Below are 23673 nucleotides of genomic sequence, written 5' to 3'. Positions count from 1 at the left end.
GGTCATTGCCGAGGTGCCGGAATCTGGTCCAGCAACTGCTTGAGCACCTGGTCCACTTCCAATCCGTCGATGTCCAGTTCGGGAGCGATACGAACCCGGTGGCGCAGCACCGCCAAAGCGCAGCCCTTGATATCGTCCGGGGTGACGAACGCGCCCCCGCGCAGCAAAGCACGGGCGCGGGCGCCGCGTACCAGGGCGATGGAGGCGCGAGGGCCTGCACCGATGGCCAGCCCCGGCCAGCTGCGAGTAGCCCTGGCCAGGCGCACGGCGTAGTCGAGAACTTGTTCGTCCAGCGCCAGTTCGCTGGCAATCTGCTGCAACTGCAGCACCTCATCCGCTTGCAGCACTGTACGTAATGGCTGCACATCCAGCATATCGGCCCTGGATGAGCGGGTGACTTCGCGCACCATATCCAGTTCCTGCTGTGAGTCGGGGTAGTCCATGCGCACTTTGAGCATGAAACGATCCAGCTCGGCCTCGGGCAGCGGGTATGTGCCTTCCTGTTCAATGGGGTTTTGGGTCGCCAGCACCATGAAGGGTTGGCCGATGGGCAGTGCTTCACCTTCAAGGGTGACTTGACGCTCCTGCATGGCTTCAAGCAGGGCGGCCTGAGTCTTGGCCGGGGCGCGGTTGATTTCGTCGGCCAGCAACAGGTGAGTGAACAGCGGCCCCTTGCGCAGCTTGAACTGTTCGGTGTGCAGGTCGTACACGGCGTGGCCGGTGACGTCGCTGGGCATCAGGTCCGGGGTGAACTGGATGCGTGCGAAATCGCCACCGAAACAACGGGCCAGCGCGCGTACCAGTAGCGTTTTGCCCAGGCCGGGTACGCCTTCAAGCAATACATGGCCGCCTGCGATCAGCGCGGTGAGCACGTCGTCAATCACCTGGTCCTGGCCAATCACTGCCTTGCGCAGTTCAACGCGCAGGGCCTGTGCCAGCTGGCTGGCGTGTTGAAGGCTTTCGGCAGCCGGGTCAGTGGCCGTTGGAAAATCGCTCATAGGGCGTTCCTTAGGGTTTGCAGGTTGGCCACCTCCCGGCTGAAATCGGCGCTGGAGAGCCGTTTTTCCGGGAGTGGGCCGAGGGCCTGGCGGATGACGTGGGAGGGTTGGCGCGTCAGGCGTTCAAGTACCTGCCACTGTTGCGCGCTTTCGAGGTGTTCAAAGCCTGGGTGGCGACGCCTTGCAGCCCGTTGCACATCACTCTGCAAGGCTTGCAACAGCGTGCCCTGGCCGCTGCGTCGCAGCAGGAAGTCGGCGCTGGCCTGCAAGTGCTCCTGCAACTGGCGACGTGCCTTCGGTGCCGGGGCGCGGATCGGCCCCTGGCGCATAGCAGCTCGCCAGAGCGCCAGGCTAATCAGCGCGATGAGCGCCACCAACGCCTGGGGAAAATTGCGTATCAACAGGCTCAGCAGGTCGTCCACGTCGCTGTTGAACAGTAAGGTTACGTCCTTGCCCTGGTTGAGGTACCACAATAGCCAGGCGTTATCGTGTTTGCCGATATTCGGGGTTTTCCACAGATCGCTGTCGGTCACAACCGTAACGGTGCCGTGGCCGAAGTTGCGTTGCATCAAGTGGCTGGATTTGGCGCTATTGGCGGAAAACTGCGCCAGGTGCTTGGGGTCGGTGAGGCTGAAGTCAGTATTGAAGCTGAAGTAGGCGGGAGCAGTTTCATTGTCGACATAGAGTTTGGTCAGGTCCGGCGCTGTCTTTTTGCGCGAGGAAGTGGGTTCGTCAGCGGTCTCGCTCAACGTTTGATGGATATTCAACCGATCAAGCAGCAGGTCGCCGCTTTTGCCTGTTTCTTCATCCCATAGCGCTTCGGCGACCAACAACAAGTGGCCACCGGATTTTGCCCAGGCCAGCAGTTGGTCCACCTGGCGTGGCGTCATGTTGCTGCGTTCACCCAGCAGCAACAAACTGTGCCCTTCGGCAGGCAGGTCGGCAAGCCTTTCAAGGCTGTTGGCTTGCTCCACTGCAAGGCCTTGCTGACGCAGGAAGTATTCGGCTGCCAAGTAGGTGTTGGCCATGACCTGAGGCGACGGGCCACGGTCGACTACCTCGTCATAGGGCGTTGCGATATGCCAAAGGTAAAGGCCACCTGCTCCCAGCAAACCTAACAGCAACAGGCCGACCCACAACATTGGCCGGTTCATTGGGCGGCTCCCGGACTGAAGAGGGCACGCCAATCGCGGCACAGTTGCTGTTGCACCGAGGTGGGGGGAAGGTGGTGGCCATAGGCGAGGTTTTGCCAGTGGCGGGTCAGTTCATCGCTGAAGGCCAATAATTGCGGTTGTTGCAGGTGATGAACGTGCTGCAGGACCTGGCCTTCGGTGTCCGCGCTTTTCAGCGGTAAGTTGAAGTCGTGCAGCAGTCGGGTGAGCAGGCCGCGATACAACAGACCAAGAGCTTCCCTTGGCTGGGTAAGCCACAATTCTTCGACGGCGCTGGCGACGTCGTCAGGCAAGGTGTCGGTGCCCAGCGCCAGGCCGAATAAGTGGGTGGGTGCCGGTTTGGCAGCGTTCGGTTTGAGTGGCCTGCGGCGGCTGACAAAGGTGCGTAGCCAGTCGCGATAGCGCCAGACCAATAGCGCCACGCACCCCGCGAGCAGGCTCCATAACAGTATTTCCAGGCCGAGGGCTGCGTGTTTGAAAGTAGCGCTGTTGAAGCTGTCCAGCAGTGACTGAAGCCAGGCCGGAAGTTTGCCCTCACCGCGCGCCTTGTGTTTTGCAGTGGGCGTTTCATCGCCAAAACGGTAACGGGTGACGGTTTCCTGATTTTTGAACGGGGGAGCGTCCAGCAGCGTCTTGATCGATTGGCTGGCGGCCTGGGGCGTGACCTGCCTGGGCGATTCCGGGGCGTCGGCCAGGGCCGGGCGGCTGAAAGGAAGAAGCATCAGCCCGGCCACTAGCAGTAACGGTACGATGCTGCTCAGGCGTTGGCGCAGCCGGCGGAACACCAATTCCAGGTCCCAGGCCTCCAGGACGGTGCGGCGGTTGAGGTACAGGCTGAAACCGCATGCGACATAGATGGGCTCCCAGAACACCAGGATCAACGCATAGAAGGCGTTGCTCAAATGCTCCAGCCACACCCCTTCTGAACCGGTTGCCAGTGCCAGCCGTTGCCAGTCCCAATCCAGTTCCAGTTGTTGCGGAATGAAGAGATAGAACAATGCCATGCAACCGAACCAAAGGCCTATTTCCAAATGCACCCCGATGATGGTCAGCCAGCGTGCAGCACCGGCGTTGCGCTGCAGGAGCACCCCTAGGCGTCTTTCGCGGGCCTGGCCGTCCAGGCCTTCGAGTTGGCTCACCGGCATCACAAAGCTGCGGCTCAGGCTGAACCGCCTCCAGGTCAGGCTGGCCAGCAGTTGACCTTTGAGCAGGCGCGGCCAATGGCGTACTGCCTGTTTGAGGCTGGGTGTCTCGCCAAACAAGGCTTTTGACAGGATGTGCAACGGTAGGCGGTCAAAGGCCGGTTTTAGCCACCAGAATAAAAACATCGCCGTGGAAGGGTAATCCCACAGCAGGGCGGTCAGCATCACGAATAGTGGCAGGGTCACCATTGCCCAACTGGTCATCAATAGCAGGCGATGCTCCCGCGCCATTAATACGCCCAGGTCCATGGCTTCCCAGGGCGTGCGCGGCCGAATCACTACGCTGGCATCACTCAGGCGCATGGTGAGTCCGTCCGGCAAGGGCCAGGTAAGCGCCCATCAGCAGCCACAGCCCGGCGCCTGTCAGGTATTTGATCCAGGGGGCGAGCGTGCTGGAAGACGACCAATAGGCTTCAATAAATGCCGCGATCAGCAGGAATAACATGACCCCGCAGAGCATCTGCACGCTCTTGCGTGCCGCCAGACGCAGGGATTCGCTGCGTGTCAGTTGCCCGGGGGCGATCAACGCCCAGCCCAACTGCAGGCCTGACGCGCCGGCCAGGGCAATGGCACTGAGTTCGAAAGCGCCATGGCCGATGACAAACGACCAGAAGGTCTGGCCGTAGCCGATCTCCGTGAGGTGCCCGGATACGGCGCCGATGATCAGGCCGTTGAAAATCAAAAAGAACACACTGCCCAGGCCAAACAGCAGGCCGGCGGCAAACGTCTGGAAAGCAATGCCGGTGTTGTGCATCACGTAGTAGCCAAACATCATCCAGTCTTCACTGGATGCGCGATCGGCGGCACGTCCCAGGCGGCTGGCATCCGGGTCGTACATGCTGTGCATCTCGGCCACCTGCTGGGGGCTGACGATGCTGTAGATCAGGTCTGGAAACAGATAGACCAGCAACCCAACCGCCACCAGGCTACCGAAGAACAACAGGCTGGCGATTAGCACGAAGCGCCACTGTTCACGCACCAGACGAGGGAAGTCAGCCAGGATGAAGCCCAATGCGTTCGCCCCCAAGTGGCTGCGGTGGCGATACAGTTGTTGGTGGCCGCGCAGCGCCAGTTGTTGCAACGGGTCTATCAGGTAGCTGCTGTAGCCACGTTCCTGGGCCAGGGCGAGGTGCTGGCACACGCGTCGATAATGGTGTGGAAAATCAGCCACGTCGCGGGCTCTGGTCTTGCCTTGCTCCAACTGCTTGAGTTGTTCGGCAAAGGCTTGCCACTGCGGCTGATGGCGGCTTTCGAACAGGCTCTGCTTCATGTCGGCCCCAGCAAGCCGCGAGCCACGCCATTGAGTTGCTCCACGGCGCGTGCTGGAGAGACGTGCAGCGGTGTTGCAAGGATGGCGGCGAGTTCGTGTACCCGCTCGGCGGAGAGTTCACTCTGGCGTTCGGCGAAGCCAAGGATGGCGCGTTGCTCGCTGAGTTCCAGTGCAATGGGCAGGCGCAGGGCGGCGGCCGGAGGCACCTTCGGGCGAGCCAGTGGCTGTTCGCGGTAGATCACCAGCGTGCCGGCAGCGAGATCACCGAGCCGTTTGAAATGCGGATGTTGCAGGCAACTGATGGCGCCAAGGAAGTAGCCGAAAGGCAGCATGTCGACAAAACGCAGCAGGTTGCGAATAAGTGAGGCGGACCAGCCAATGGGTGTGCCGTCATCCTGTACTACCCGCAAGCCCATGACCTGCTTGCCCGGAGAGCAACCTTGGTTGAGTACCTCAAACAGCACCATGTACCACCAACTGATCAGGAACAGCAGCAGGGAACCCAGGCCGAAACCGATATTGCCAAGCAGCGCCAGCGGTACGAGCAGGATGCCCATGATCAGGCCGCGCAAGCCCAGATCGAAAGCGAAGGCCAACGCACGTGGCATCAGCCCGGCCGGGCGTAACGGCAAGTCTATGCCCTCCGGGGTCTCGATCTGGTAATGGGTATCCAAAGGAGCTGATGGCATTGCGATCCTTGGCAGTGCGGGCGGCTGGAATGCACGGATGCTAGCAGTGTCGACGGCGGAAGCAACCATTCAAGGTTTTGCTGGATGTTTGTACAGGTCAGGTATTGCTGGCCCCGGACGTATTACAGCGCCTAGACTTTGCCGATCTTCAGCACAGGAACAGCCCGTGACTACCCTTTTCTGGTACGACTATGAAACCACCGGCATCAACCCGCGCAGCGATCGTCCGCTCCAGGTCGCCGGTGTTCGTACCGACCTCGAACTCAACGAGGTCGGCCCGCCGGTCAACCTTTATTGCCGGCCGAGCGACGACATCCTGCCGCACCCGGCGGCCTGCGCGATAACCGGTATTACCCCCGACATCCTGGCAGAGAAGGGCCTGGCCGAAGCCGACTTCATGACGCGCGTACACGCCGAGTTGGCCGCGCCGGGCACCTGTGGGGCCGGTTACAACACTTTGCGCTTTGATGATGAAATGACGCGCTACAGCCTGTACCGCAACTTTTTTGACCCCTACGCCCGGGAGTGGCAGGGCGGCAACAGTCGCTGGGACTTGATCGACGTGGTCCGCACAGCCTATGCGCTGCGCCCCGAAGGCATTGTCTGGCCCGAGCAGGATGGTCGCGTTACCCTCAAGCTTGAGCGTTTGACCGACGCCAATGGCATCGACCATGGTCAGGCCCACGATGCGTTGTCCGACGTCCGCGCCACCATTGCCTTGGCCCGTTTGGTCCGTGAGAAACAGCCCAAGCTGTATGAATGGTTATTCCAACTGCGCAGCAAACAGCGGGTGATGGATCAGGTTCGCCTGTTGCAACCCATGGTGCATATCTCAGGTCGTTTTTCCGCCGCGCGCCATTACCTGGGCGTGGTACTGCCTCTGGCCTGGCACCCGCGCAATCGCAATGCATTGATTGTCTGTGACCTTGGGCTCGACCCGCAGGGTTTGCTGGACCTGGACGCCGATACCTTGCGCCAGCGGCTCTACACGCGCCGTGACGACCTGACGGACGGTGAACTGCCGGTGCCGCTCAAGTTGTTGCATATCAACCGCTGTCCGGTCGTTGCGCCCTTGAGTGTGCTGAGGGCTCAGGATCGTGAGCGCCTTCAGTTGGATATGGATGTCTGTCAGGCACGCGCGCTGCGACTAACTGACGCACAGGAAGTTTGGCGCGACAAGTTGGCGGCGATTTATGCCGAGGAAGATTTTGTGCCGAGTCAGGACCCGGAGCAGCAGCTCTATGACGGTTTTATTGGTGACCGCGACCGGCGTTTATGCGAACAAGTCCGAGCGGCTGAACCTTCACAGTTAGCACATCAGCAGTGGCCTTTTGATGATCATCGATTGCCGGAATTATTATTCCGCTACCGGGCTCGTAACTTCCCGGAGACCTTGAACAACGAGGAGCAACAGCGCTGGAAACTTTTTTGCCAGCAACGTTTGTCAAACCCGGAGTGGGGCGCGCCGAATACCTTGTTGGCATTTAAGCAGGCACGTGAGGAGTTGGCCGTTAGTGCTACATCGTTTCAGTGCCAGGTGCTGCACCAATGGCAGGAATATGCCGATTCTTTAGCGGCCCGCCTGGACCTGTAGCCTGGTCATTGGAGAGTATTCAGACAATAAAAAACGCCAGCAAGCTGGCGTTTTTTATGTGTTGCATATCAGGCGCCAGCCCGACCAGGCTTAGCCCAGCAGGGTAGCCCAACCTTCAACGACGTCGCCGCCCCACTTGGCTTTCCACTCTTTCAGCGTTTTGTGGTTGCCACCTTTGGTTTCAATCACTTCGCCGTTGTGCGGGTTCTTGTATTGCTTGACCTTGCGAGCACGCTTGGTGCCGGTAGTTTTCACAGCGCCACGAGGTGCTTTGACTTTCGATTCCGGATCCAGCAGCGCGATGATGTCACGCAGGGATTTGGAGTATTCACCCATCAGGGTGCGCAGTTTGCCTTCGAATTCCAGCTCGGTTTGCAGCTTGTCGTCTTGGGACAGGTTCTTCAAACGGGCTTGCAGCTCTTTGATAGCTTCTTCGGTGGCGCGGTATTCGTTGATCAGAGACATGGGGACTACCTTATGTAGAGCACTGATTGACAGGGAGTGGCCCAATAATAGTCAGGCAATTTCCTCAAGTAAACATATAAGGAGCTATTTATGTGAATTACTTTGAATGTTTGTGGCAATGCTATGCAATCGAGTTAATTAGTAGGTGGTAGGCGTAAAGATAATCTCGTTTTATTTTTGATAACTGCCTGAGTGTGCGGTGGCAGCGTCATATAGCAGCGCTAAACCCTTACGCTATTAAGGGATGTCGCCAGGCCGGGTGTGCAGATTAAGCCGCAAGGAATACTGCAGTTTTTCTGCGTAATCGCTAGAATGGCGACCTTTGCGAAGTTCTGGAGTTTTCCCCTAATGCGCACTTTTCGGCTGGTGATTGCTTGCCCGGACCGGGTTGGCATCGTTGCCAAAGTCAGTAACTTTCTGGCCTCCCACAACGGTTGGATCACCGAGGCGAGCCATCACTCGGACGATCTCAGCGGTTGGTTTTTCATGCGTCACGAAATTCGTGCCGACACGCTGCCCTTTGGCCTTGAAGCTTTTCGTGAGGCGTTTGCGCCGATCGCCGAAGAGTTTTCGATGACCTGGCACATCACCGACACGGAGCAGAAAAAGCGCGTGGTACTGATGGCCAGTCGTGAGTCCCATTGCCTGGCTGACCTGCTGCACCGCTGGCACAGCGATGAGCTGGACTGTGAGATCGCCTGTGTGATTTCCAACCATGACGACCTGCGCAGCATGGTCGAATGGCACGGCATCCCGTACTACCACGTACCGGTCAACCCGCAGGATAAAGAGCCGGCGTTCGCCGAGGTCTCTCGCCTGGTCAAGCAGCATGAAGCTGACGTGGTCGTGCTGGCGCGCTACATGCAAATCCTGCCGCCGGAACTGTGCCGCGAATACGCGGGTAAGGTGATCAATATTCACCACAGCTTCCTGCCGTCGTTTGTGGGGGCCAAGCCTTACCACCAAGCCTCCTTGCGTGGCGTGAAGCTGATTGGCGCAACCTGCCACTACGTCACCGAAGAGTTGGACGCCGGCCCGATCATCGAGCAGGACGTCGTGCGCGTCAGCCACAGCGACAGCATCGAAGACATGGTGCGTTTCGGCCGTGACGTCGAGAAGATGGTTCTGGCCCGTGGCCTGCGCTACCACTTGGAAGATCGCGTGCTGGTGCACGGCAATAAGACGGTCGTGTTCTGATCGCGACGTACTTATTGAAGAATAAGGGGCCTGGGCGTTAAATCGTCCCAGGCCCTTTTTCTTTGCCTTTCATTGAGGATTGATGGATGAGCGATCCGCTGGACAAAGCCACCTCCAAAGCCCCGGCGACGCTGGGGGAGGGGTGTTTGAGCCGGTTCGACCCGGATGAGCTGGACGCAGAGGACGGCACCGAGTTTCCCGGTGCCGCGCAGCTATGGGCGCGCGAACAGGCCAAACTCGAGCCCAAGGACGAATAGTGACCCGCCGCCATGCCAGGCGGCGGGCTGTCCGCATCAGATCCGGAAGCTGCCCACCAACTGCTTCAAGCGGGATGCCTGTTGCTCCAGGTCGGTACACGCACGCAGCGTTGAGTGCAGGTTTTCCACACCTTCCTGGTTGAGGGTGTTGATCTCGGTGATGTCCATGTTGATCGACTCCACCACCGAGGTCTGTTCTTCGGTAGCGGTGGCCACTGACTGGTTCATGCCGTCGATCTCGCCAATGCGCTGGGTCACGCTGTTGAGGCGTTCGCCGGCCAGGTTGGCGATGTCCACACTTTCAAGGCTGTGGCGCTGGCTTTCGCTCATGGTGCTGACCGATTCCCGGGCGCCGACTTGCAGCTCTTCAATCATCTTTTGCACTTGTTGCGCCGATTCCTGGGTGCGGTGCGCCAGGTTGCGCACTTCATCGGCCACCACCGCAAACCCGCGCCCGGCTTCCCCCGCGCGCGCCGCTTCGATCGCGGCGTTAAGTGCCAGCAGGTTGGTTTGCTGGGAAATGCTGGTGATGACCTCCAGAATTTGCCCGATATTCACGGTCTTGCTGTTGAGCGCTTCGATATTGCTGCTGGAAGCACTGATCATCGCGGATAACTTGGTCATCGCCGTGATATTGCGATCGACCACTTGCTGACCGTCTTCGGCCAATTGCCGCGCATCGCTGGCCTGGCCGGAAGCCTGCGCAGCATTACGGGCGATCTCTTGTGCAGCGGCGCCCAGTTGGTTGATGGCGGCGGCGACACTGTTGGTACGGTTGGCCTGCTCATCGGAGTTGACCATGGACGAGTTGGACGCACTGACCACGCGCAGGGCGACTTCGTTGACCTGCTCGGTGGCCGAGGACACTTCGCGAATCGATGTATGAATCCGTTCCACGAAACGGTTGAATGCGTTACCCAACGTGCCAAATTCGTCGTGATTCTGGATGCTCAGGCGGCGTGTCAGGTCACCTTCGCCATCGGCGATGTCCTGCATGGCACGGGTCATCACATGCAGGGGTTGCAACAGCACACGGATCAGCATGCCGAGGAGCGCGATGATGATCACCACGGCAATGATCGTGGCGATGACGGCTGAGGTACGGAATTTGCTGAGCATGGCGAAGGCTTTGTCTTTATCCACCGAGACGCCCAGGTACCAGTTCACCGACGGCAGGCCCTTGATCGGGGTAAAGGTGACGATGTTGTCCTTGCCGTTGGCTTCAACTTGGCTGAAGTCACCGCTGATTTTTGGTGTGTTTTTCGGGTACACGTCAGCCAGGGTTTTCATCACCAGGTTTTTGTCCGGGTGCACCAGCACTTTGCCGTCAGCACTGACCAGGAAGGCATAGCCCATGTCACCGAAGTTCAGCGCACTGATGTTATCCACCAGGGTTTGCAGGCTCAGGTCGCCGCCGACCACGCCGATGCTCTGGCCGGTCTTGGTGGTGCTGGGGGTGGCAACAGAAATGATCAACTGCCCGGTAGCGGCGTCGATGTAAGGTTCGGTCAGGGTCGAACCGTTGCTGCTCTGGGCGCCTTTATACCAGGGACGAACCCGTGGATCGAAGCCATCCGGCATCTTGGTGTCGGGGCGGATGGTGAAGGCGCCTTTGCTGTCACCCACGTAGGTTGCCATGAACGAGGAGGTCAGGGCCTTCTGCTCGAGCAGGCTGGCAACCACACTGGGTTCAGGATTGATGGCGATGTTTTGTGCCGCATTCTCTACCAGGGCAATACGACCGGTCAGCCAGGTTTGAATATTGCTGGCGGTGACATCGCTCATTTCATGCAGGTAACTATTGAGGTCGTCGCGAATCGCGTTGCGTTGCAGGTAGTCGTTATAAAGGGTAAACAGCGCGAAAGCGGCGATGACGATAAGGGAGGCTGCAAGCAGGATCTTGTGGCTGAAGCGCAGGTTTTTATTCATGGCTTGTAGGGTCCGCTAAGGTCTTAATATCCGAAGCGCATCCTCATGGGATACGCAAAATGACAGCGTCAAAAAAGGTGTGATACTGCTGGTAATAGCTCTGTGAGTCCCTGTAGGAGCTATCTGACCTATTTTTAGACTTTGTGGGTCTTACATCTGTCTGTATCGACCTGGCGGCACTAAAGATTAACCAAAGGTGACGAAATGCCTGATTCCTCGCAACTCCTTATCGGCGCTGGCCTTGATGGCCAACCCATCGCCCAGGCCATGCGTCTGGCCAACCGTCACGGGTTGATTGCCGGCGCCACCGGCACGGGCAAGACCGTCACGTTGCAGCGCCTGGCGGAGGCCTTCAGTGAGGCGGGTGTGGCGGTGTTCGCCGCGGATATCAAGGGCGACCTGTGTGGTCTGGGGGCGGCGGCCAACCCGCAAGGTAAAGTCGCCGAGCGCATCGCGGGTATGCCCTTCCTTAACTACACGGCCAAGGCTTATCCGGTGACGCTGTGGGATATCCACGGGCAGTCCGGTCATCCGCTTCGCACCACCATCAGCGAAATGGGGCCTTTATTGCTCGGCAGCCTGCTGGAGCTCACCGACAGCCAGCAGTCGGCACTCTATGCCACGTTCAAGGTGGCTGACCGCGAAGGGTTGTTGCTGCTCGACCTCAAGGACCTCAAGGCATTGCTCAACCACCTGCGTTATCACCCGCAATTGCTGGGCGACGATGCAGCGCTGATGACTACTGGCTCCAGCCAGGCACTGCTGCGGCGCCTGGCCGTGCTCGAACAGCAAGGTGCCGAAGCCTTGTTTGGTGAGCCGGCCCTGCAACTTGAGGATATTTTGCAGCCGGCCAGTGATGGCCGTGGGCGCATCCACCTGCTCGACGCCAGCCGCTTGGTGCATGAAGCGCCTAAGGTCTACGCGACCTTCCTGCTGTGGCTGCTGGCCGAGCTGTTCGAACAGTTGCCAGAACGCGGTGACGCCGATAAGCCGCTGCTGGCGTTGTTTTTCGACGAAGCGCATTTGTTGTTCGCCGATACACCCAAGGCTTTGCAGGACCGACTGGAGCAAGTGGTCCGTTTGATCCGGTCCAAAGGTGTCGGTGTGTACTTCGTCACTCAGTCTCCCGGTGATTTGCCTGACACGGTATTGGCGCAATTGGGCTTGCGTATTCAGCACGGTCTGCGTGCGTTCACCACTAAAGAGCAGAAATCCTTGCGCGCCGTGGCGGACGGTTTCCGGCCTAACCCGGCGTTCGATGCCTTGTCGGTATTGACTGAGTTGGGCACCGGTGAGGCATTGGTGGGCACTTTGCAGGAAAAGGGCACACCAGAAGTCGTCCAGCGCGTGCTGGTCGCACCGCCACAGTCGCGCATCGGGCCGCTGAGCGAGGCCGAACGTGCGGCCTTGATCGCCAGTTCGCCATTGCAGGGGCGGTATGACAAGCCGATTGACCGGGAGTCGGCCTATGAAGTGCTGATGGCGCGCAAGGAACTTGGGGTCAGCGAAGAGGCGAAGCCCGCCGCCGAAGAGCCGAGCTTTACCGACAAAGCGGGTGCCTTTCTGGGCACCACGGCTGGCAAGGCACTCAAGTCAGCGATGCAGCAGGCCGCCAATCAGATGGGGCGGCAGCTGGTGCGGGGCTTGTTGGGGTCGTTATTGGGCGGCAGCAAGCGCAAATAACGCTTCAGGATTTGGGTTTGCCGTGGGCGGCCAATCGCTCGAGCGCCGCGCGCAAGCCCGGGTCACTGATGCCGTCAGCCGTTGCCTGAATGGTTTCGGCAGCGTTCTCCGAGAGGTCCATCGTGTGCCCCACCGCGCCTTGCTGCACGGTGGGCGGCTGCACCTTGAACTGGATACGGGTCAAGCTGGCAAACTCATCAAATGCCATCAATTGTCGCTGCAGGCGTTTTTGCTGATAGCGCAAACGGGTTGCCCAATGGCCGTCGGTGACAATTAACAGCAAATTACCCTCGCGCCAGGACGCCACATGGCAATGCTCACGGGCAGCAGGTTGCAGCTGGCTTTCGACCAGGCGTTGCAAATGGCCCAAGCGTTGTGCGTGGCCAAAGATGGCTTTTAACGGCTTGGCTTCGCGAAGCAACACGCTGGGCGCGCGGGCTGTAAGAGGGCGAAATGCCATGTTTAGACACCTTAAGTAACAGAGCCGCCATCTTAGCAGAAAGCGCCTGAGCGGCCCCAGGCAATGCGATAGCAGGGTAATGCTCGTGAAATCAATAGGTAACTTCTGCGCTCCATGGGTTGAAGTTCCCGCAAAAGCCCTTATTTTAAACAGGCCCTCTCACCGCCCCATGCCAGCATCGGGGAACAACGCCACTTTCCTCACCCACGATTCCGGGTAGAATGCGCGTTCGCATGCGGCCGTGAGGGCTGCTCGGGCCACTCACGGTGCGCCCTCCATCCCTATGTGTGGAAGAACCTGCCGATATGTTTGCGCCTTTGTTAAAGAAACTTTTTGGAAGCAAGAATGAGCGCGAAGTCAAACGCATGCTCAAGACGGTGCAGCTGGTTAATGCCTTCGAAGAGCAGATGGTTGCCCTTTCGGACGAGCAATTGCGCGCCAAGACCCAAGAGTTCAAGGCCCGCATAGCCAAAGGTGAAACCCTCGACAAGCTGCTTCCCGAAGCCTTTGCGGTCGCCCGTGAAGCCGGTAAGCGTGTCATGGGCATGCGCCACTTCGACGTCCAGTTGATCGGCGGCATGACCTTGCATGAAGGCATGATTGCCGAAATGCGTACGGGTGAAGGCAAGACCCTGGTGGCAACTCTGGGTGTTTACCTCAACGCACTGTCCGGCAAGGGCGTGCACGTTGTGACGGTGAACGACTACCTGGCCCGCCGGGACGCCAATTGGATGCGCCCGCTGTATGAATTCCTCGGCCTGACCGTCGGCGTGGTAACGCCGTTCCAGCCGCCGGAAGAGAAGCGTGCCGCCTACGCTGCCGACATCACCTACGGCACCAACAACGAATTCGGTTTCGACTACCTGCGCGACAACATGGCGTTCAGCATGGAAGAAAAATTCCAGCGCGAACTCAACTTTGCCGTGATCGACGAAGTCGACTCCATCCTGATCGACGAAGCCCGTACTCCGCTGATCATCTCCGGCCAGGCCGAAGACAGCTCGCGCCTGTACACCGAGATCAACAAGTTGATCCCGCGTCTGGTGCAGCACATCGAGGAAGTGGAAGGCGTGGTGACCAAAGAAGGTCACTTCAGCATCGACGAGAAGACCCGTCAGGTTGAGCTCAACGAAGCCGGTCACCAGTTCGTCGAAGAGATGCTGACCCAGATCGGCGAGTTGGCCGAAGGTGAAAGCCTGTACTCGGCGCACAATCTGGGCCTGTTGACCCACGTGTATGCGGGCCTGCGCGCTCACAAGTTGTTCCATCGCAACGTTGAATACATCGTCCAGGACGGCCAGGTCGTACTGGTTGACGAACACACCGGCCGTACCATGCCGGGTCGTCGTCTGTCCGAAGGCCTGCACCAGGCTATCGAAGCCAAGGAAGGGCTCAACATCCAGGCTGAAAGCCAGACGTTGGCGTCCACCACCTTCCAGAACTACTTCCGTCTGTACAACAAACTGTCCGGCATGACCGGTACGGCCGACACCGAAGCGTTCGAATTTCATCAGATCTACAACCTGGCTGTGATGGTGATTCCACCGAACAAGCCGCTGGCGCGTAAAGACTTCAACGACCTGGTGTTCCTGACCGCCGAAGAGAAATACGCGGCGATCATCAACGACATCAAGGACGGCATGGCCCAGGGGCGTCCGATCCTGGTGGGTACCGCAACCATCGAAACGTCCGAGCACGTGTCCAACCTGCTCAACAAGGAAGGCATCGAGCACAAGGTCCTCAACGCCAAGTTCCACGAAAAAGAAGCCGAGATCATCGCCCAGGCCGGTCGCCCAGGCGCACTCACCATCGCCACCAACATGGCCGGTCGTGGTACCGACATTCTGTTGGGCGGTAACTGGGAAGTGGAAGTGGCCTCGCTCGACAACCCGACCCCTGAGCAGATCGCCCAGATCAAGGCCGACTGGCAGAAACGCCACCAGGCTGTGCTCGAATCCGGCGGCTTGCAGGTGATCGCGTCCGAGCGTCACGAATCGCGCCGTATCGATAACCAGCTGCGTGGTCGTGCCGGTCGTCAGGGTGACGCCGGTTCCAGCCGTTTCTACCTGTCTCTCGAAGACAGCCTGATGCGTATCTTTGCCTCGGACCGCGTGAAGAACTTCATGAAAGCCCTGGGCATGCAGTCCGGTGAAGCGATCGAGCACCGCATGGTGACCAACGCCATCGAGAAGGCCCAGCGCAAGGTAGAAGGCCGTAACTTCGACATTCGTAAGCAACTGCTTGAGTTCGATGACGTCAACAACGAACAGCGTAAAGTGATCTATCACATGCGTAACACGTTGCTGGCCGCCGACAACATTGGCGAGACCATTGCCGATTTCCGTCAGGACGTGCTCAACGCTACCGTCAGCGCCCATATCCCGCCACAGTCGCTGCCTGAGCAGTGGGATGTTGCCGGTCTGGAAGCTGCGTTGAAGAGCGATTTCGGGGTCGACTTGCCGGTTCAACAGTGGCTGGACGAAGACGACCACCTGTACGAAGAAACCCTGCGCGAGAAGCTGATGACCGAGCTGCTGGCCGCGTACAACGAGAAAGAAGAGCAGGCGAGTGCCGAAGCACTGCGCACCTTCGAGAAACAAATCGTACTGCGCGTGCTGGACGACCTGTGGAAAGACCACCTGTCGACCATGGACCACCTGCGTCACGGTATCCACCTGCGTGGCTACGCCCAGAAGAACCCGAAGCAAGAGTACAAGCGCGAGTCGTTCACGCTGTTCTCCGAGCTGCTGGATTCGATCAAGCGCGATTCGATTCGCGTGCTGTCCCACGTTCAGGTGCGTCGCGAAGACCCGATCGAGGAAGAAGCTCGCCTGCGTCAGGAAGCCGAAGCACTGGCTGCGCGCATGCAGTTCCAGCATGACGAAGCCCCCGGTCTGGAAGCCCCGGAAGTCCTGGGCGAAGAGGTCGATGTGGCCTTGGCTCAAGCCCCGGTTCGCAATGATCAGAAGCTGGGCCGCAACGAACTGTGCTGGTGCGGTTCGGGCAAGAAGTTCAAACACTGCCACGGCGAAATCAACTAAGATTTTTGCCTGACGCTGCAACACCCCGCGCCGCGACCGGCTTTTGCCGTCGCGGCGTTTTGCCATTAATTCACCGTCGATAGCGACGGCACAGACATCACCTATTTTTAAGGAGCGCATTCATGGCTGTTGGTCTTGGTCCTTTGCCCACATTGCACCCGGTTGCCGGTTTTGAACTCGGTATCGCTTCGGCCGGCATCAAACGCCCGGGGCGCAAGGATGTGGTGGTGATGCGCTGTGCCGAAGGCTCGACGGTCGCGGGTGTGTTCACCCTCAATGCCTTCTGCGCCGCACCGGTTATCCTGGCCAAGCAACGCGTTGCCGGCCCGATCCGTTACCTGCTGACCAACACCGGCAATGCCAACGCCGGCACCGGCGAGCCTGGTCTGGTCGCCGCAGCCCGCACTTGCGCCAAGCTGGCCCAACTGACCGGCGTGGACGCCAGCCAAGTGCTGCCATACTCCACCGGCGTGATCGGCGAGCCGTTGCCTGTGGAAAAGATCGAAGGTGCATTGCAAGCGGCGCTGGACGACCTGTCTGTGGATAACTGGGCGGCTGCGGCCACCGGTATCATGACCACCGACACGCTGCCCAAGGGCGCGAGCCGTCAGTTCGTGCACGACGGTGTGACCATCACCGTGACCGGCATCAGCAAGGGCGCGGGCATGATCCGTCCGAACATGGCCACCATGCTCGGCTACATTGCCACCGACGCCAAAGTCTCTCGCGACGTGCTGCAGCGCCTGATGCTGGACGGCGCCAACAAGTCGTTCAACCGCATTACCATTGATGGCGACACCTCGACCAACGACTGCTGCATGCTGATCGCGACCGGCCAGGCCAGCCTGCCGGAAATCACCTCCACCGAGGGCCCGCTGTTCGCGGCGCTGAAACAGGCCGTGTTCGAAGTGTGCATGGACGTGGCCCAGGCCATCGTGCGCGACGGTGAAGGCGCGACCAAGTTCGTCACCGTTGAAGTCAACGGCGGCGGCAATCATCAGGAATGCCTGGACGTCGGCTATACCGTGGCGCATTCGCCGCTGATCAAGACCGCCTTGTTCGCCTCCGACCCGAACTGGGGCCGCATCCTCGCCGCCGTTGGGCGTGCCGGCGTGCCTGACCTGGACGTGAGCAAGATCGACGTGTTCCTCGGCGACGTGTGCATTGCCAGCCGTGGCGCGCGCGCCGAAACCTACACCGAAGCCCAAGGCTCTGCCGTGATGCAGCAGGAAGAAATCACCATCCGTATCGAGCTGGGTCGCGGTGAGTGCAGCGAAACCATCTGGACCACTGACCTGTCCCACGAGTACGTGAAGATCAATGCGGAATACCGCACCTGATAGCCAAGAGGATAAGCGCGGTGAAACGAGTGCATGTAGCAGCAGCGGTGATCCGCGGTGTCGACGGCAGGATCCTGCTGGCGCGCCGCGCGGATACTCAGCACCAGGGCGGCCTGTGGGAGTTTCCCGGCGGCAAGGTGGAGGCTGAAGAGTCGGTCGCCACCGCGCTGTCCCGCGAGTTGAAGGAAGAGCTGGGCATTCAGGTCACCACGGCGCGACCGTTGATCAAGGTGCAGCATGACTACGCCGACAAGCAGGTGTTGCTGGATGTCTGGGAAGTCTCGGCCTTTACCGGCGAGCCCCATGGTGCCGAAGGGCAGCCGTTGGAATGGGTCGCCCCGCGGGATTTGCCCAACTATGAGTTCCCTGCGGCCAATGCTCCAATCGTCGCAGCGGCGCGGTTACCGGCCGAGTACCTGATTACTCCGGGTGAGCTGGAAACCCCAACGCTGCTGCGCGGTATTCAGAAAGCCATTGCCGGTGGCATCAAGCTCATTCAGCTGCGTGCGCCCAACGGTTACGACCCGAAATACCGTGACCTGGCGGTGGATGCTGTTGGCCTGTGTGCCGGCAAGGCGCAATTGATGCTCAAAGGGCCGTTTGAATGGCTGGGGGATTTTCCGGCGGCGGGTTGGCACATGACCTCGGCGCAGCTGCATAAATACGCGAGCAAGGGCCGACCGTTGCCGAAGGATCGCTGGTTGGCGGCCTCGTGCCATAACGCTGAAGAACTGGCGCTGGCGCAAATGATGGATGTGGATTTCGTTACGCTGTCGCCGGTGCAACCGACCCAGACTCACCCTGATGCCCAGCCGTTGGGTTGGGAGCTGGCTGCACAGTTGATCCGTGGGTTCAGCAAGCCGGTGTTTCTGTTGGGCGGGGTTGGGCCTGCCGAGCGGGAGCAGGCTTGGGACGCTGGCGCTCAGGGTGTGGCGGGCATTCGGGCGTTCTGGCCTGAGGTTTAATGTTGTTCTGAATGGCCCCTTCGCGAGCAAGCCCGCTCCCACACTCGACCGAGTTTCAACGTTGGAATGCAGTCAAATGTGGGAGCGGGCGTGCTCGCGAAGAGGCCAGATCAGTCACCAAACAAACATCAGTGTGGCTTAGCCGCCGCCTGCCAAAGAATTTCAGCAACACCCTGGCGCTTGGCAATCACCCTGGCCGCCACAAACAACAAATCCGACAGCCGATTGATATACGCCAACCCCAGGCCTTCCAACGGCTCAACCGCATTCAAATGCTGACACCGCCGTTCCGCACTGCGCGCTACGCTGCGGCACACGTGGGCCTGGGCAATCAGCGCTGAGCCACCGGGCAGGATGAAGTTTTCCAACGACCCGACTTCCTCGTTCCAGCGATCAATCGCGGCTTCCAACCGATCGACTTCGGCCGCATTCAACGCCTTGTACACCGGCATTGCCAGTTCACCGCCGAGGTCGAACAAACGATGCTGGCAGGGTGTGAGCACTTCAATCACATCCATCAGTGCCGGATGCTTGCCGCTCTGTTCTTCAAGGTTGGCCAGCAGCAAACCCAACTGACTGTTCAGCGTGTCGACCTCGCCAATCGCTTCCACCCGAGGGTGGTCCTTGGGGACGCGGCGGCCGTCGCCGAGGCCCGTCTCGCCGTTGTCGCCGGTGCGGGTGTAGATCTTCGACAGGCGAAAGCCCATGGTCATTGCTCCAGTTGAGTCAGTTCATTGGGTGGCATTTGGCTGCCGGCCAAAGGCAGGCGCAGTGTGAAGCAGGTGCCCTGGCCGAGGGTGGAGTGCACCTCCATCTGCCCCTTATGGTTGTTGGTAATGATGAAGTACGACACCGACAGCCCAAGCCCGGTGCCTTGGCCAATTTCCTTGGTGGTGAAAAACGGCTCGAACGTGCGTTTGCGCACGTTTTCGCTCATGCCGATGCCGTTGTCTTCCACTTGGATCTCCGCCCACGGCGGATTGAGGCGGGTACGCAGGATAATTCGCCCAGGCTCACGGTCGTCTTCGCGCAGGTGAATGGCCTGGGCGGCGTTTTTGAGCAGGTTGAGCAGCACCTGTTCGAGTTCGTTGGCAGTGCCGGGAACCGGGCCCAGTTGCGGGTCGAACTGGCGAATGATCGCCTGGCCTTTGAAGTCAAAGCCGATTGTCAGGTCGAAGTCATTACCGGCAATTTCCACGGCCTGATCGATCAGTGCCGGCAAATCGCAAGGTGCCATCTGGCGATTACTGCGGCGGCTGAAACTGAGCATGTGGGTAACGATTTTCGCCGCTCGGGCGCCTGCCTGCTGAATGCCGTCGAGCAGTTGCGGTACTTCGCGGCTTTGCAGGTAGTGGTTGACCGTGTCCAGTTCGATGCCCGCCTGTTCGGCGTACTCCAGGTTTTTGGGCAGGTCGGGAGACAGGCGGCGGCGGATATTCTGCACGTTGTGCAGGATAGCCCCCAGCGGGTTGTTGATCTCATGGGCCATGCCTGCGGCAAGGCCGCCGACGGAGAGCATTTTTTCCGACTGCACCATCATTTCTTCCAGGGACAAGCGCTGGGTGATGTCGTCGATACGAATGACCACGCCGCGCCCGGCGCCGCCCATCAATGGATAGAAGGTCAGGGCGTAATGCTTGGGCTCGTCATCCTTGATCCACGTGACGCGCTCAATGCGTTCCACCGTGTGTTGCTCGACCGTCGCCTTGATTTGCGGCAGGTACGGCTTGAGCGGCTGGAAGGCGAGGAAGATCGGCTGATTCAACGCTTCATCCAGGCGCGTGCCGGAAAGGGCCGTCGCTTCCTGGTTCCACTGGGTGACATACAGCTGTTCGTCCAGCGCGATTAATGCCGAGGGCATCGAGTCGATGATGCTGTTGAGGTAGTTCTGGAACCCGGTGAGTTTTTTCTCGATCTTGCTGCGAACCTGCACTTCGAGTTCCAGCTTGCGGTTGGTGTGACGCGTCTCCTCAGCCAGGCCTTGGGCCTGATCGTACGCAGCCTGTGAGTCATCGCGCGCGCGTTTGAGCTGCTGCTCGCGAGCCTCGATACGCGACAACATGGTATTGAACGCTTCGGCCAGGCTGCCGATTTCATCATGGTTGCCGCGTCCGGCGCGCAGGGCGTAGTTCTCCTCGCGGGTCACCTGGCGCGAGAGTTCTTCCAGTTCATGGATTGGGCGCGTGATCAGGCGTTTGATCTGCCGAGCGATGACCAGCCAGAGCAGCACACTGAAAATCAGAATGCCCAAGCTGGCGGTCAGCGTGCCGGTATAGAAGGCCACCGGCAGCTCACTGCTGGCCACCAGCAGTAAATGCCCGGAGGGCTGGCCGGCGCGGGGCAGGGTGATGACCTGGTTGCTGCGAAATTCGGTCAGGCGCCACGCCTCGATCTGCCGGTAGTTGTCTGGCAGATGCAGGCGATTGCCGTGTTGCATCTGCGCCAGGCGGGTGCCCTCGCCGTCGTACAGCGCCGCCGCGCGCAACGGCGAATAGCTGGTCAGCTCATTGAGCAGGGCGTCGGCCTTGGCTGGCGACTCAAGGGCTTCGGCGGCAAGTGACGGGCTGGAAACCAGCCGACCAATGGCCTGCAATGCCTGCGGCGCCATGCTTTCCTGGGAGATCCAATAGGCGGCACTGATAAACGTCAGGTTGGCCACCAGCAATACCGTGGTCAATAGCACCAGCAGGGCGGCCAGCAGTTTCTGCCCTACCGGTAGGTTTTCAAGACGCTGGCGCAGTGGCATCAGGGTTTTTCCAGGTGATAGACAGGTAGGCAGGGTAGCGCGTGCCTCAGTCGCTGGCCAATCCGCGTGCTTGCAAGTAGTCGACCAGGCGCGCCTGCACCTGTTGCAGATGCGGCAGTACCAATTGATGGCGGGCAGCGGCCAGGCAGGCATAGCCCAGCAGGTAGCTGATTTCAGTGCGCCGGGCGTTGGCCACGTCCTGATACATGGAGGAGTAATTGGCGGCAGTGGCCTGGATCACCCTTTGCACTTCGCTGTGCAGATCCTCGGCGGCGGCCGGTTGACCGCAGCACTCAAGCAACTCGGCCAACTCGGCGCACAGGGTTGCGACTTCACACTGATGGGCTTGCAAGCCGCCGTTGCGGCACTGGTAAAGCACGGTCAACGGGTTGATCGCGCAGTTAAGGGCCAGCTTGCGCCACAGCCGAGTGAGGATGTCAGTGCTCCATTCGTGGGGGATGCCGGCGCTGTGCAGGTCTTCCAGCCATAGCGGCGCAGTCGGGTGGCCAACGTCCCCCAGCCAGGTGTAGCCATGGCCGGCAAACACTACGCGCCAGTCGCCATCGCGAAATGCGCCCTCGGTGCTGGAGGCAAAGACGCAGCGCGCCTGGGGCAGTTGCGCGGCCACCGCGTCCTGGCTGCCGAGGCCGTTTTGCAGCAGGATCAGTTCGGCGTCTGGCACCAATCGGTGTTGCAACTGTGCGATGGCGCTCTGGGCATCGTAGGCTTTGCACGCCACCAGTAGGCGATGAATCGGCTCGGGGCTGTCAGGTGTTTCGCCGCTCACTGGGTAGGTGCTTTCTATTCCTTGCTCCACCAGGGTCAGGCCTTTCGCCGTCTGATAGCTGGCCAGGCGCGTTGTGTCGCGCAGGATCAGCCTGACCGGCACGCCCGCGCGCGCCAGGCGCGTGGCCCAGAGTGTGCCCAGGCTGCCGGCGCCGAGAATGTGCCAGGTGGTCGACATGAGTTTGTGCTCCGTAGGGTCGCTCACGGTGAACGGGGCGAAAGAACCGCTATAATGCCAGCGCATTTTAGCTCGGGCGCGCTCCATCTCTACTGAGCCCCCCCTTATATTGGAGAAATGACATGCCTTCGTTCGACGTGGTATCCGAACTGGACAAACACGAAGTCACCAACGCCGTCGAGAACGCCGTCAAGGAACTGGACCGTCGCTATGACTTGAAAGGCAAGGGCAGCTTCGAATTCAAGGAAAAGGAACTGACCGTCAACCTGACCGCTGAAGCCGATTTCCAGCTGGAAGCGATGATCGAGATCCTGAAGCTGTCTTTGGTCAAGCGCAAGATTGATGCGCAATGCCTTGAAATCAAAGAGGCCTACGCGTCCGGCAAGCTGATGAAGCAGGAAGCGGTCCTCAAGGAAGGTATCGACAAAGAGCTGGCGAAGAAGATCGTTGCCCATGTCAAGGATGCCAAGCTGAAAGTCCAGGCCGCCATCCAGGGTGAGCAGGTTCGCATCACTGGCAAGAAGCGTGATGATTTGCAGGAGGCAATTGCTGCCCTGCGCGCGAAGACCTTCGACATGCCGCTGCAGTTCAATAACTTCCGCGACTGATGGCACTTTGGGGAACCTGTGGGCGTTTTTGACGTCCCACGCCCCAGACTCTGTGCCTACACTTGAGCCCTACGGGGCTCATTTGCGTTTTTAGGCAGTCAATAAAGCCGCACATCCGCGCAACAGGAGAAGATAGATGGATTTAAACGCTGAAGTGGATCACCTGGTCAAGGCCTCGCAGACCTGGATCCCGATGATTATGGAATACGGCAGCCGCGTATTGCTGGCGGTGGTCACCCTGGCCATCGGCTGGTGGTTGATCAATAAATTGACCCATAAGATGGGTCGTCTGTTGGCCATGCGTAACGCAGACCTGGCGCTTCAGAGCTTTGTTACCAGCATTGTGAACATCGTGCTCAAGATCATGCTGGTGATCAGCGTGGCGTCGATGATCGGGGTGGAGACCACGTCGTTCGTTGCGGCGATCGCAGCGGCAGGCTTTGCCATCGGCATGGCACTGCAAGGCAGCCTGACCAACTTCGCTGGCGGCGTACTGATTCTGTTGTTCCGTCCGTTCCGCATCGGTGACTGGATTGAAGCCCAGGGCACTTCCGGTACCGTCGACAGCATCCAGATCTTCCATACCGTGTTGCGTACCGGTGACAACAAAACCGTGATCGTGCCAAACGGCATCCTCTCAAACGGCATCATCACCAACACCAACCGTCAGCCGACCCGTAAGGTGGTGTTCGACGTGGGTGTCGACTATGAAGCTGACCTGCAGAAAGCCCGTGAAGTGCTGCTGGAACTGGCGAAAGACCCACGCGTGCTGGCTGACCCGGCGGCTGTCGCCGTGGTGTCGACCCTGGGCGATAGCTCGATCACCGTGTCTTTGCGTTGCTGGACCAAGACGGCTGATTACTGGGACGTTATGTTCATGCTGAATGAACTGGCGCGTGACCGCCTGAAAGGCGCGGGAATTGATATTCCGTTCCCGCAGCGAGTGATTCGCGTGATGCAGGAACCGGTTGCGAAATAACTAAGTGGCGGGGCGTCGAACTTGGCCGACAGGTCAGGTTCGATGCAAGCATTTAATCTCGTTAGTTAGCTTGCTAGTTATTTCGTCATTGAAATAAAACTGCAATAAAAAAGG

General features: G+C 59.5%; 20 protein-coding genes and 1 pseudogene. 9 read left to right on the top strand and 12 right to left on the bottom strand.

What is annotated here, in order from left to right:
• Positions 1-2: 2 nt before the first annotated feature.
• From A7D21_RS30545 to A7D21_RS30525, 5 genes are read right to left on the bottom strand one after another with little or no spacing between them, the layout of a single operon-like run.
• Positions 3-998: a MoxR family ATPase gene (locus A7D21_RS30545; protein ID WP_053257780.1), complete on the bottom strand. Its 996-nt coding sequence runs from the start codon at positions 996-998 to the stop codon at positions 3-5.
• Entirely contained in the window at positions 995-2152 is a 1158-nt protein-coding gene (locus A7D21_RS30540; protein ID WP_053257779.1) for a DUF4350 domain-containing protein, read from the bottom strand. Before A7D21_RS30540 ends, A7D21_RS30545 begins: the two co-directional genes overlap by 4 nt.
• A complete protein-coding gene (locus tag A7D21_RS30535) occupies positions 2149-3675 on the bottom strand; it encodes a DUF4129 domain-containing protein (RefSeq protein ID WP_069553477.1) in 1527 nt (508 codons plus the stop codon). The genes A7D21_RS30540 and A7D21_RS30535 overlap by 4 nt, the downstream gene beginning before the upstream one ends.
• Entirely contained in the window at positions 3662-4642 is a 981-nt protein-coding gene (locus A7D21_RS30530; protein ID WP_053258038.1) for a stage II sporulation protein M, read from the bottom strand. The genes A7D21_RS30535 and A7D21_RS30530 overlap by 14 nt, the downstream gene beginning before the upstream one ends.
• Entirely contained in the window at positions 4639-5331 is a 693-nt protein-coding gene (locus tag A7D21_RS30525) for an RDD family protein (protein WP_053257777.1), read from the bottom strand. Before A7D21_RS30525 ends, A7D21_RS30530 begins: the two co-directional genes overlap by 4 nt.
• A 166-nt stretch (positions 5332-5497) precedes the next feature.
• On the opposite strand from A7D21_RS30525, the gene sbcB reads away from it, so the two are divergent.
• Complete coding sequence (gene sbcB / locus A7D21_RS30520; RefSeq protein ID WP_053257776.1) at positions 5498-6925, top strand: exodeoxyribonuclease I; 1428 nt, start codon at positions 5498-5500, stop codon at positions 6923-6925.
• Between the two features lie 90 nt (positions 6926-7015).
• Here sbcB and mvaT read toward each other — a convergent pair whose 3' ends face one another.
• Entirely contained in the window at positions 7016-7390 is a 375-nt protein-coding gene (gene mvaT, locus A7D21_RS30515) for a histone-like nucleoid-structuring protein MvaT (RefSeq protein WP_005790963.1), read from the bottom strand.
• 348 nt (positions 7391-7738) lie between these two features.
• Between mvaT and purU the strand changes: the two genes are divergently transcribed.
• Positions 7739-8587 (top strand): formyltetrahydrofolate deformylase, encoded by an 849-nt coding sequence (gene purU / locus A7D21_RS30510; RefSeq protein ID WP_005790961.1) that lies wholly within the window; start codon positions 7739-7741, stop codon positions 8585-8587.
• Between the two features lie 86 nt (positions 8588-8673).
• Positions 8674-8844, top strand: a complete 171-nt coding sequence (locus A7D21_RS35965; protein ID WP_167422773.1) for a hypothetical protein — start codon at positions 8674-8676, stop codon at positions 8842-8844.
• A gap of 36 nt (positions 8845-8880) precedes the next feature.
• Here the strand turns inward: A7D21_RS35965 and A7D21_RS36745 are convergent, their stop codons facing one another.
• Entirely contained in the window at positions 8881-9645 is a 765-nt protein-coding gene (locus A7D21_RS36745; RefSeq protein WP_371850819.1) for a methyl-accepting chemotaxis protein, read from the bottom strand.
• Positions 9646-9738: 93 nt separating this feature from the next.
• Positions 9739-10773: pseudogene (locus A7D21_RS36740) on the bottom strand (cache domain-containing protein); the annotation flags it as partial.
• Positions 10774-10977: 204 nt separating this feature from the next.
• On the opposite strand from A7D21_RS36740, the gene A7D21_RS30500 reads away from it, so the two are divergent.
• The gene (locus A7D21_RS30500) at positions 10978-12456 is read left to right on the top strand and encodes a helicase HerA-like domain-containing protein (protein WP_053257774.1); all 1479 of its coding nucleotides are present in this window, start codon (positions 10978-10980) and stop codon (positions 12454-12456) included.
• A gap of 4 nt (positions 12457-12460) precedes the next feature.
• On the opposite strand, the gene A7D21_RS30495 is transcribed toward A7D21_RS30500, so the two are convergent.
• Entirely contained in the window at positions 12461-12916 is a 456-nt protein-coding gene (locus A7D21_RS30495) for a DUF721 domain-containing protein (RefSeq protein WP_069553475.1), read from the bottom strand.
• A gap of 305 nt (positions 12917-13221) precedes the next feature.
• Between A7D21_RS30495 and secA the strand changes: the two genes are divergently transcribed.
• The 3 genes from secA (at position 13222) to A7D21_RS30480 (ending at position 18262) form a co-directional block, all read left to right on the top strand.
• The gene (gene secA, locus A7D21_RS30490; RefSeq protein ID WP_053257772.1) at positions 13222-15957 is read left to right on the top strand and encodes a preprotein translocase subunit SecA; all 2736 of its coding nucleotides are present in this window, start codon (positions 13222-13224) and stop codon (positions 15955-15957) included.
• 122 nt (positions 15958-16079) lie between these two features.
• Positions 16080-17297 carry a bifunctional glutamate N-acetyltransferase/amino-acid acetyltransferase ArgJ gene (argJ, locus tag A7D21_RS30485; RefSeq protein WP_053257771.1) on the top strand — a complete coding sequence of 406 codons (1218 nt, stop codon included), beginning with the start codon at positions 16080-16082 and terminating at the stop codon, positions 17295-17297.
• A gap of 20 nt (positions 17298-17317) precedes the next feature.
• Positions 17318-18262 carry a Nudix family hydrolase gene (locus tag A7D21_RS30480; RefSeq protein WP_053257770.1) on the top strand — a complete coding sequence of 315 codons (945 nt, stop codon included), beginning with the start codon at positions 17318-17320 and terminating at the stop codon, positions 18260-18262.
• 128 nt (positions 18263-18390) lie between these two features.
• Here A7D21_RS30480 and A7D21_RS30475 read toward each other — a convergent pair whose 3' ends face one another.
• From A7D21_RS30475 to A7D21_RS30465, 3 genes are read right to left on the bottom strand one after another with little or no spacing between them, the layout of a single operon-like run.
• On the bottom strand, positions 18391-18969 hold the full coding sequence (locus A7D21_RS30475) for a cob(I)yrinic acid a,c-diamide adenosyltransferase (RefSeq protein ID WP_053257769.1): 579 nt from the start codon (positions 18967-18969) through the stop codon (positions 18391-18393).
• Between the two features lie 2 nt (positions 18970-18971).
• Positions 18972-21008 (bottom strand): ATP-binding protein, encoded by a 2037-nt coding sequence (locus tag A7D21_RS30470; protein ID WP_069553474.1) that lies wholly within the window; start codon positions 21006-21008, stop codon positions 18972-18974.
• A 46-nt stretch (positions 21009-21054) separates the two neighbouring features.
• Complete coding sequence (locus A7D21_RS30465) at positions 21055-21972, bottom strand: putative 2-dehydropantoate 2-reductase (RefSeq protein WP_069553481.1); 918 nt, start codon at positions 21970-21972, stop codon at positions 21055-21057.
• A gap of 122 nt (positions 21973-22094) precedes the next feature.
• Between A7D21_RS30465 and A7D21_RS30460 the strand changes: the two genes are divergently transcribed.
• Together A7D21_RS30460 and A7D21_RS30455 are read left to right on the top strand one after the other, a co-directional pair.
• Positions 22095-22580, top strand: coding sequence for a YajQ family cyclic di-GMP-binding protein (locus A7D21_RS30460; RefSeq protein ID WP_053257767.1), 486 nt, complete (start codon positions 22095-22097; stop codon positions 22578-22580).
• 136 nt (positions 22581-22716) lie between these two features.
• The gene (locus A7D21_RS30455; RefSeq protein ID WP_053257766.1) at positions 22717-23559 is read left to right on the top strand and encodes a mechanosensitive ion channel family protein; all 843 of its coding nucleotides are present in this window, start codon (positions 22717-22719) and stop codon (positions 23557-23559) included.
• The last annotated feature ends 114 nt before the right edge of the window (positions 23560-23673 follow it).

The sequence above is a fragment of the Pseudomonas sp. AP19 genome (genome assembly GCF_001728855.1).
In the GTDB taxonomy this organism is placed as follows: Bacteria; Pseudomonadota; Gammaproteobacteria; order Pseudomonadales; family Pseudomonadaceae; genus Aquipseudomonas; species Aquipseudomonas fluorescens.
Note: the sequence above shows the minus strand (reverse complement) of the source record. Positions and strands in the feature narration are given on the sequence as shown.

What these genes read in the sequence shown, in the direction of transcription:
- A7D21_RS30495 (WP_069553475.1), bottom strand. Translation starts at nt 12,916, where the DNA reads ATGGCATTTCGCCCTCTTACAGCCCGCGCGCCCAGCGTGTTGCTTCGC.
- mvaT (WP_005790963.1), bottom strand. Translation starts at nt 7,390, where the DNA reads ATGTCTCTGATCAACGAATACCGCGCCACCGAAGAAGCTATCAAAGAG.
- A7D21_RS30500 (WP_053257774.1), top strand. Translation starts at nt 10,978, where the DNA reads ATGCCTGATTCCTCGCAACTCCTTATCGGCGCTGGCCTTGATGGCCAA.
- secA (WP_053257772.1), top strand. Translation starts at nt 13,222, where the DNA reads ATGTTTGCGCCTTTGTTAAAGAAACTTTTTGGAAGCAAGAATGAGCGC.
- A7D21_RS30535 (WP_069553477.1), bottom strand. Translation starts at nt 3,675, where the DNA reads ATGCGCCTGAGTGATGCCAGCGTAGTGATTCGGCCGCGCACGCCCTGG.
- A7D21_RS30455 (WP_053257766.1), top strand. Translation starts at nt 22,717, where the DNA reads ATGGATTTAAACGCTGAAGTGGATCACCTGGTCAAGGCCTCGCAGACC.
- A7D21_RS30465 (WP_069553481.1), bottom strand. Translation starts at nt 21,972, where the DNA reads ATGTCGACCACCTGGCACATTCTCGGCGCCGGCAGCCTGGGCACACTC.
- A7D21_RS30540 (WP_053257779.1), bottom strand. Translation starts at nt 2,152, where the DNA reads ATGAACCGGCCAATGTTGTGGGTCGGCCTGTTGCTGTTAGGTTTGCTG.
- argJ (WP_053257771.1), top strand. Translation starts at nt 16,080, where the DNA reads ATGGCTGTTGGTCTTGGTCCTTTGCCCACATTGCACCCGGTTGCCGGT.
- A7D21_RS30460 (WP_053257767.1), top strand. Translation starts at nt 22,095, where the DNA reads ATGCCTTCGTTCGACGTGGTATCCGAACTGGACAAACACGAAGTCACC.
- A7D21_RS35965 (WP_167422773.1), top strand. Translation starts at nt 8,674, where the DNA reads ATGAGCGATCCGCTGGACAAAGCCACCTCCAAAGCCCCGGCGACGCTG.
- A7D21_RS30530 (WP_053258038.1), bottom strand. Translation starts at nt 4,642, where the DNA reads ATGAAGCAGAGCCTGTTCGAAAGCCGCCATCAGCCGCAGTGGCAAGCC.
- A7D21_RS30525 (WP_053257777.1), bottom strand. Translation starts at nt 5,331, where the DNA reads ATGCCATCAGCTCCTTTGGATACCCATTACCAGATCGAGACCCCGGAG.
- A7D21_RS30545 (WP_053257780.1), bottom strand. Translation starts at nt 998, where the DNA reads ATGAGCGATTTTCCAACGGCCACTGACCCGGCTGCCGAAAGCCTTCAA.
- A7D21_RS30475 (WP_053257769.1), bottom strand. Translation starts at nt 18,969, where the DNA reads ATGGGCTTTCGCCTGTCGAAGATCTACACCCGCACCGGCGACAACGGC.
- A7D21_RS36745 (WP_371850819.1), bottom strand. Translation starts at nt 9,645, where the DNA reads ATGGTCAACTCCGATGAGCAGGCCAACCGTACCAACAGTGTCGCCGCC.
- A7D21_RS30470 (WP_069553474.1), bottom strand. Translation starts at nt 21,008, where the DNA reads ATGCCACTGCGCCAGCGTCTTGAAAACCTACCGGTAGGGCAGAAACTG.
- purU (WP_005790961.1), top strand. Translation starts at nt 7,739, where the DNA reads ATGCGCACTTTTCGGCTGGTGATTGCTTGCCCGGACCGGGTTGGCATC.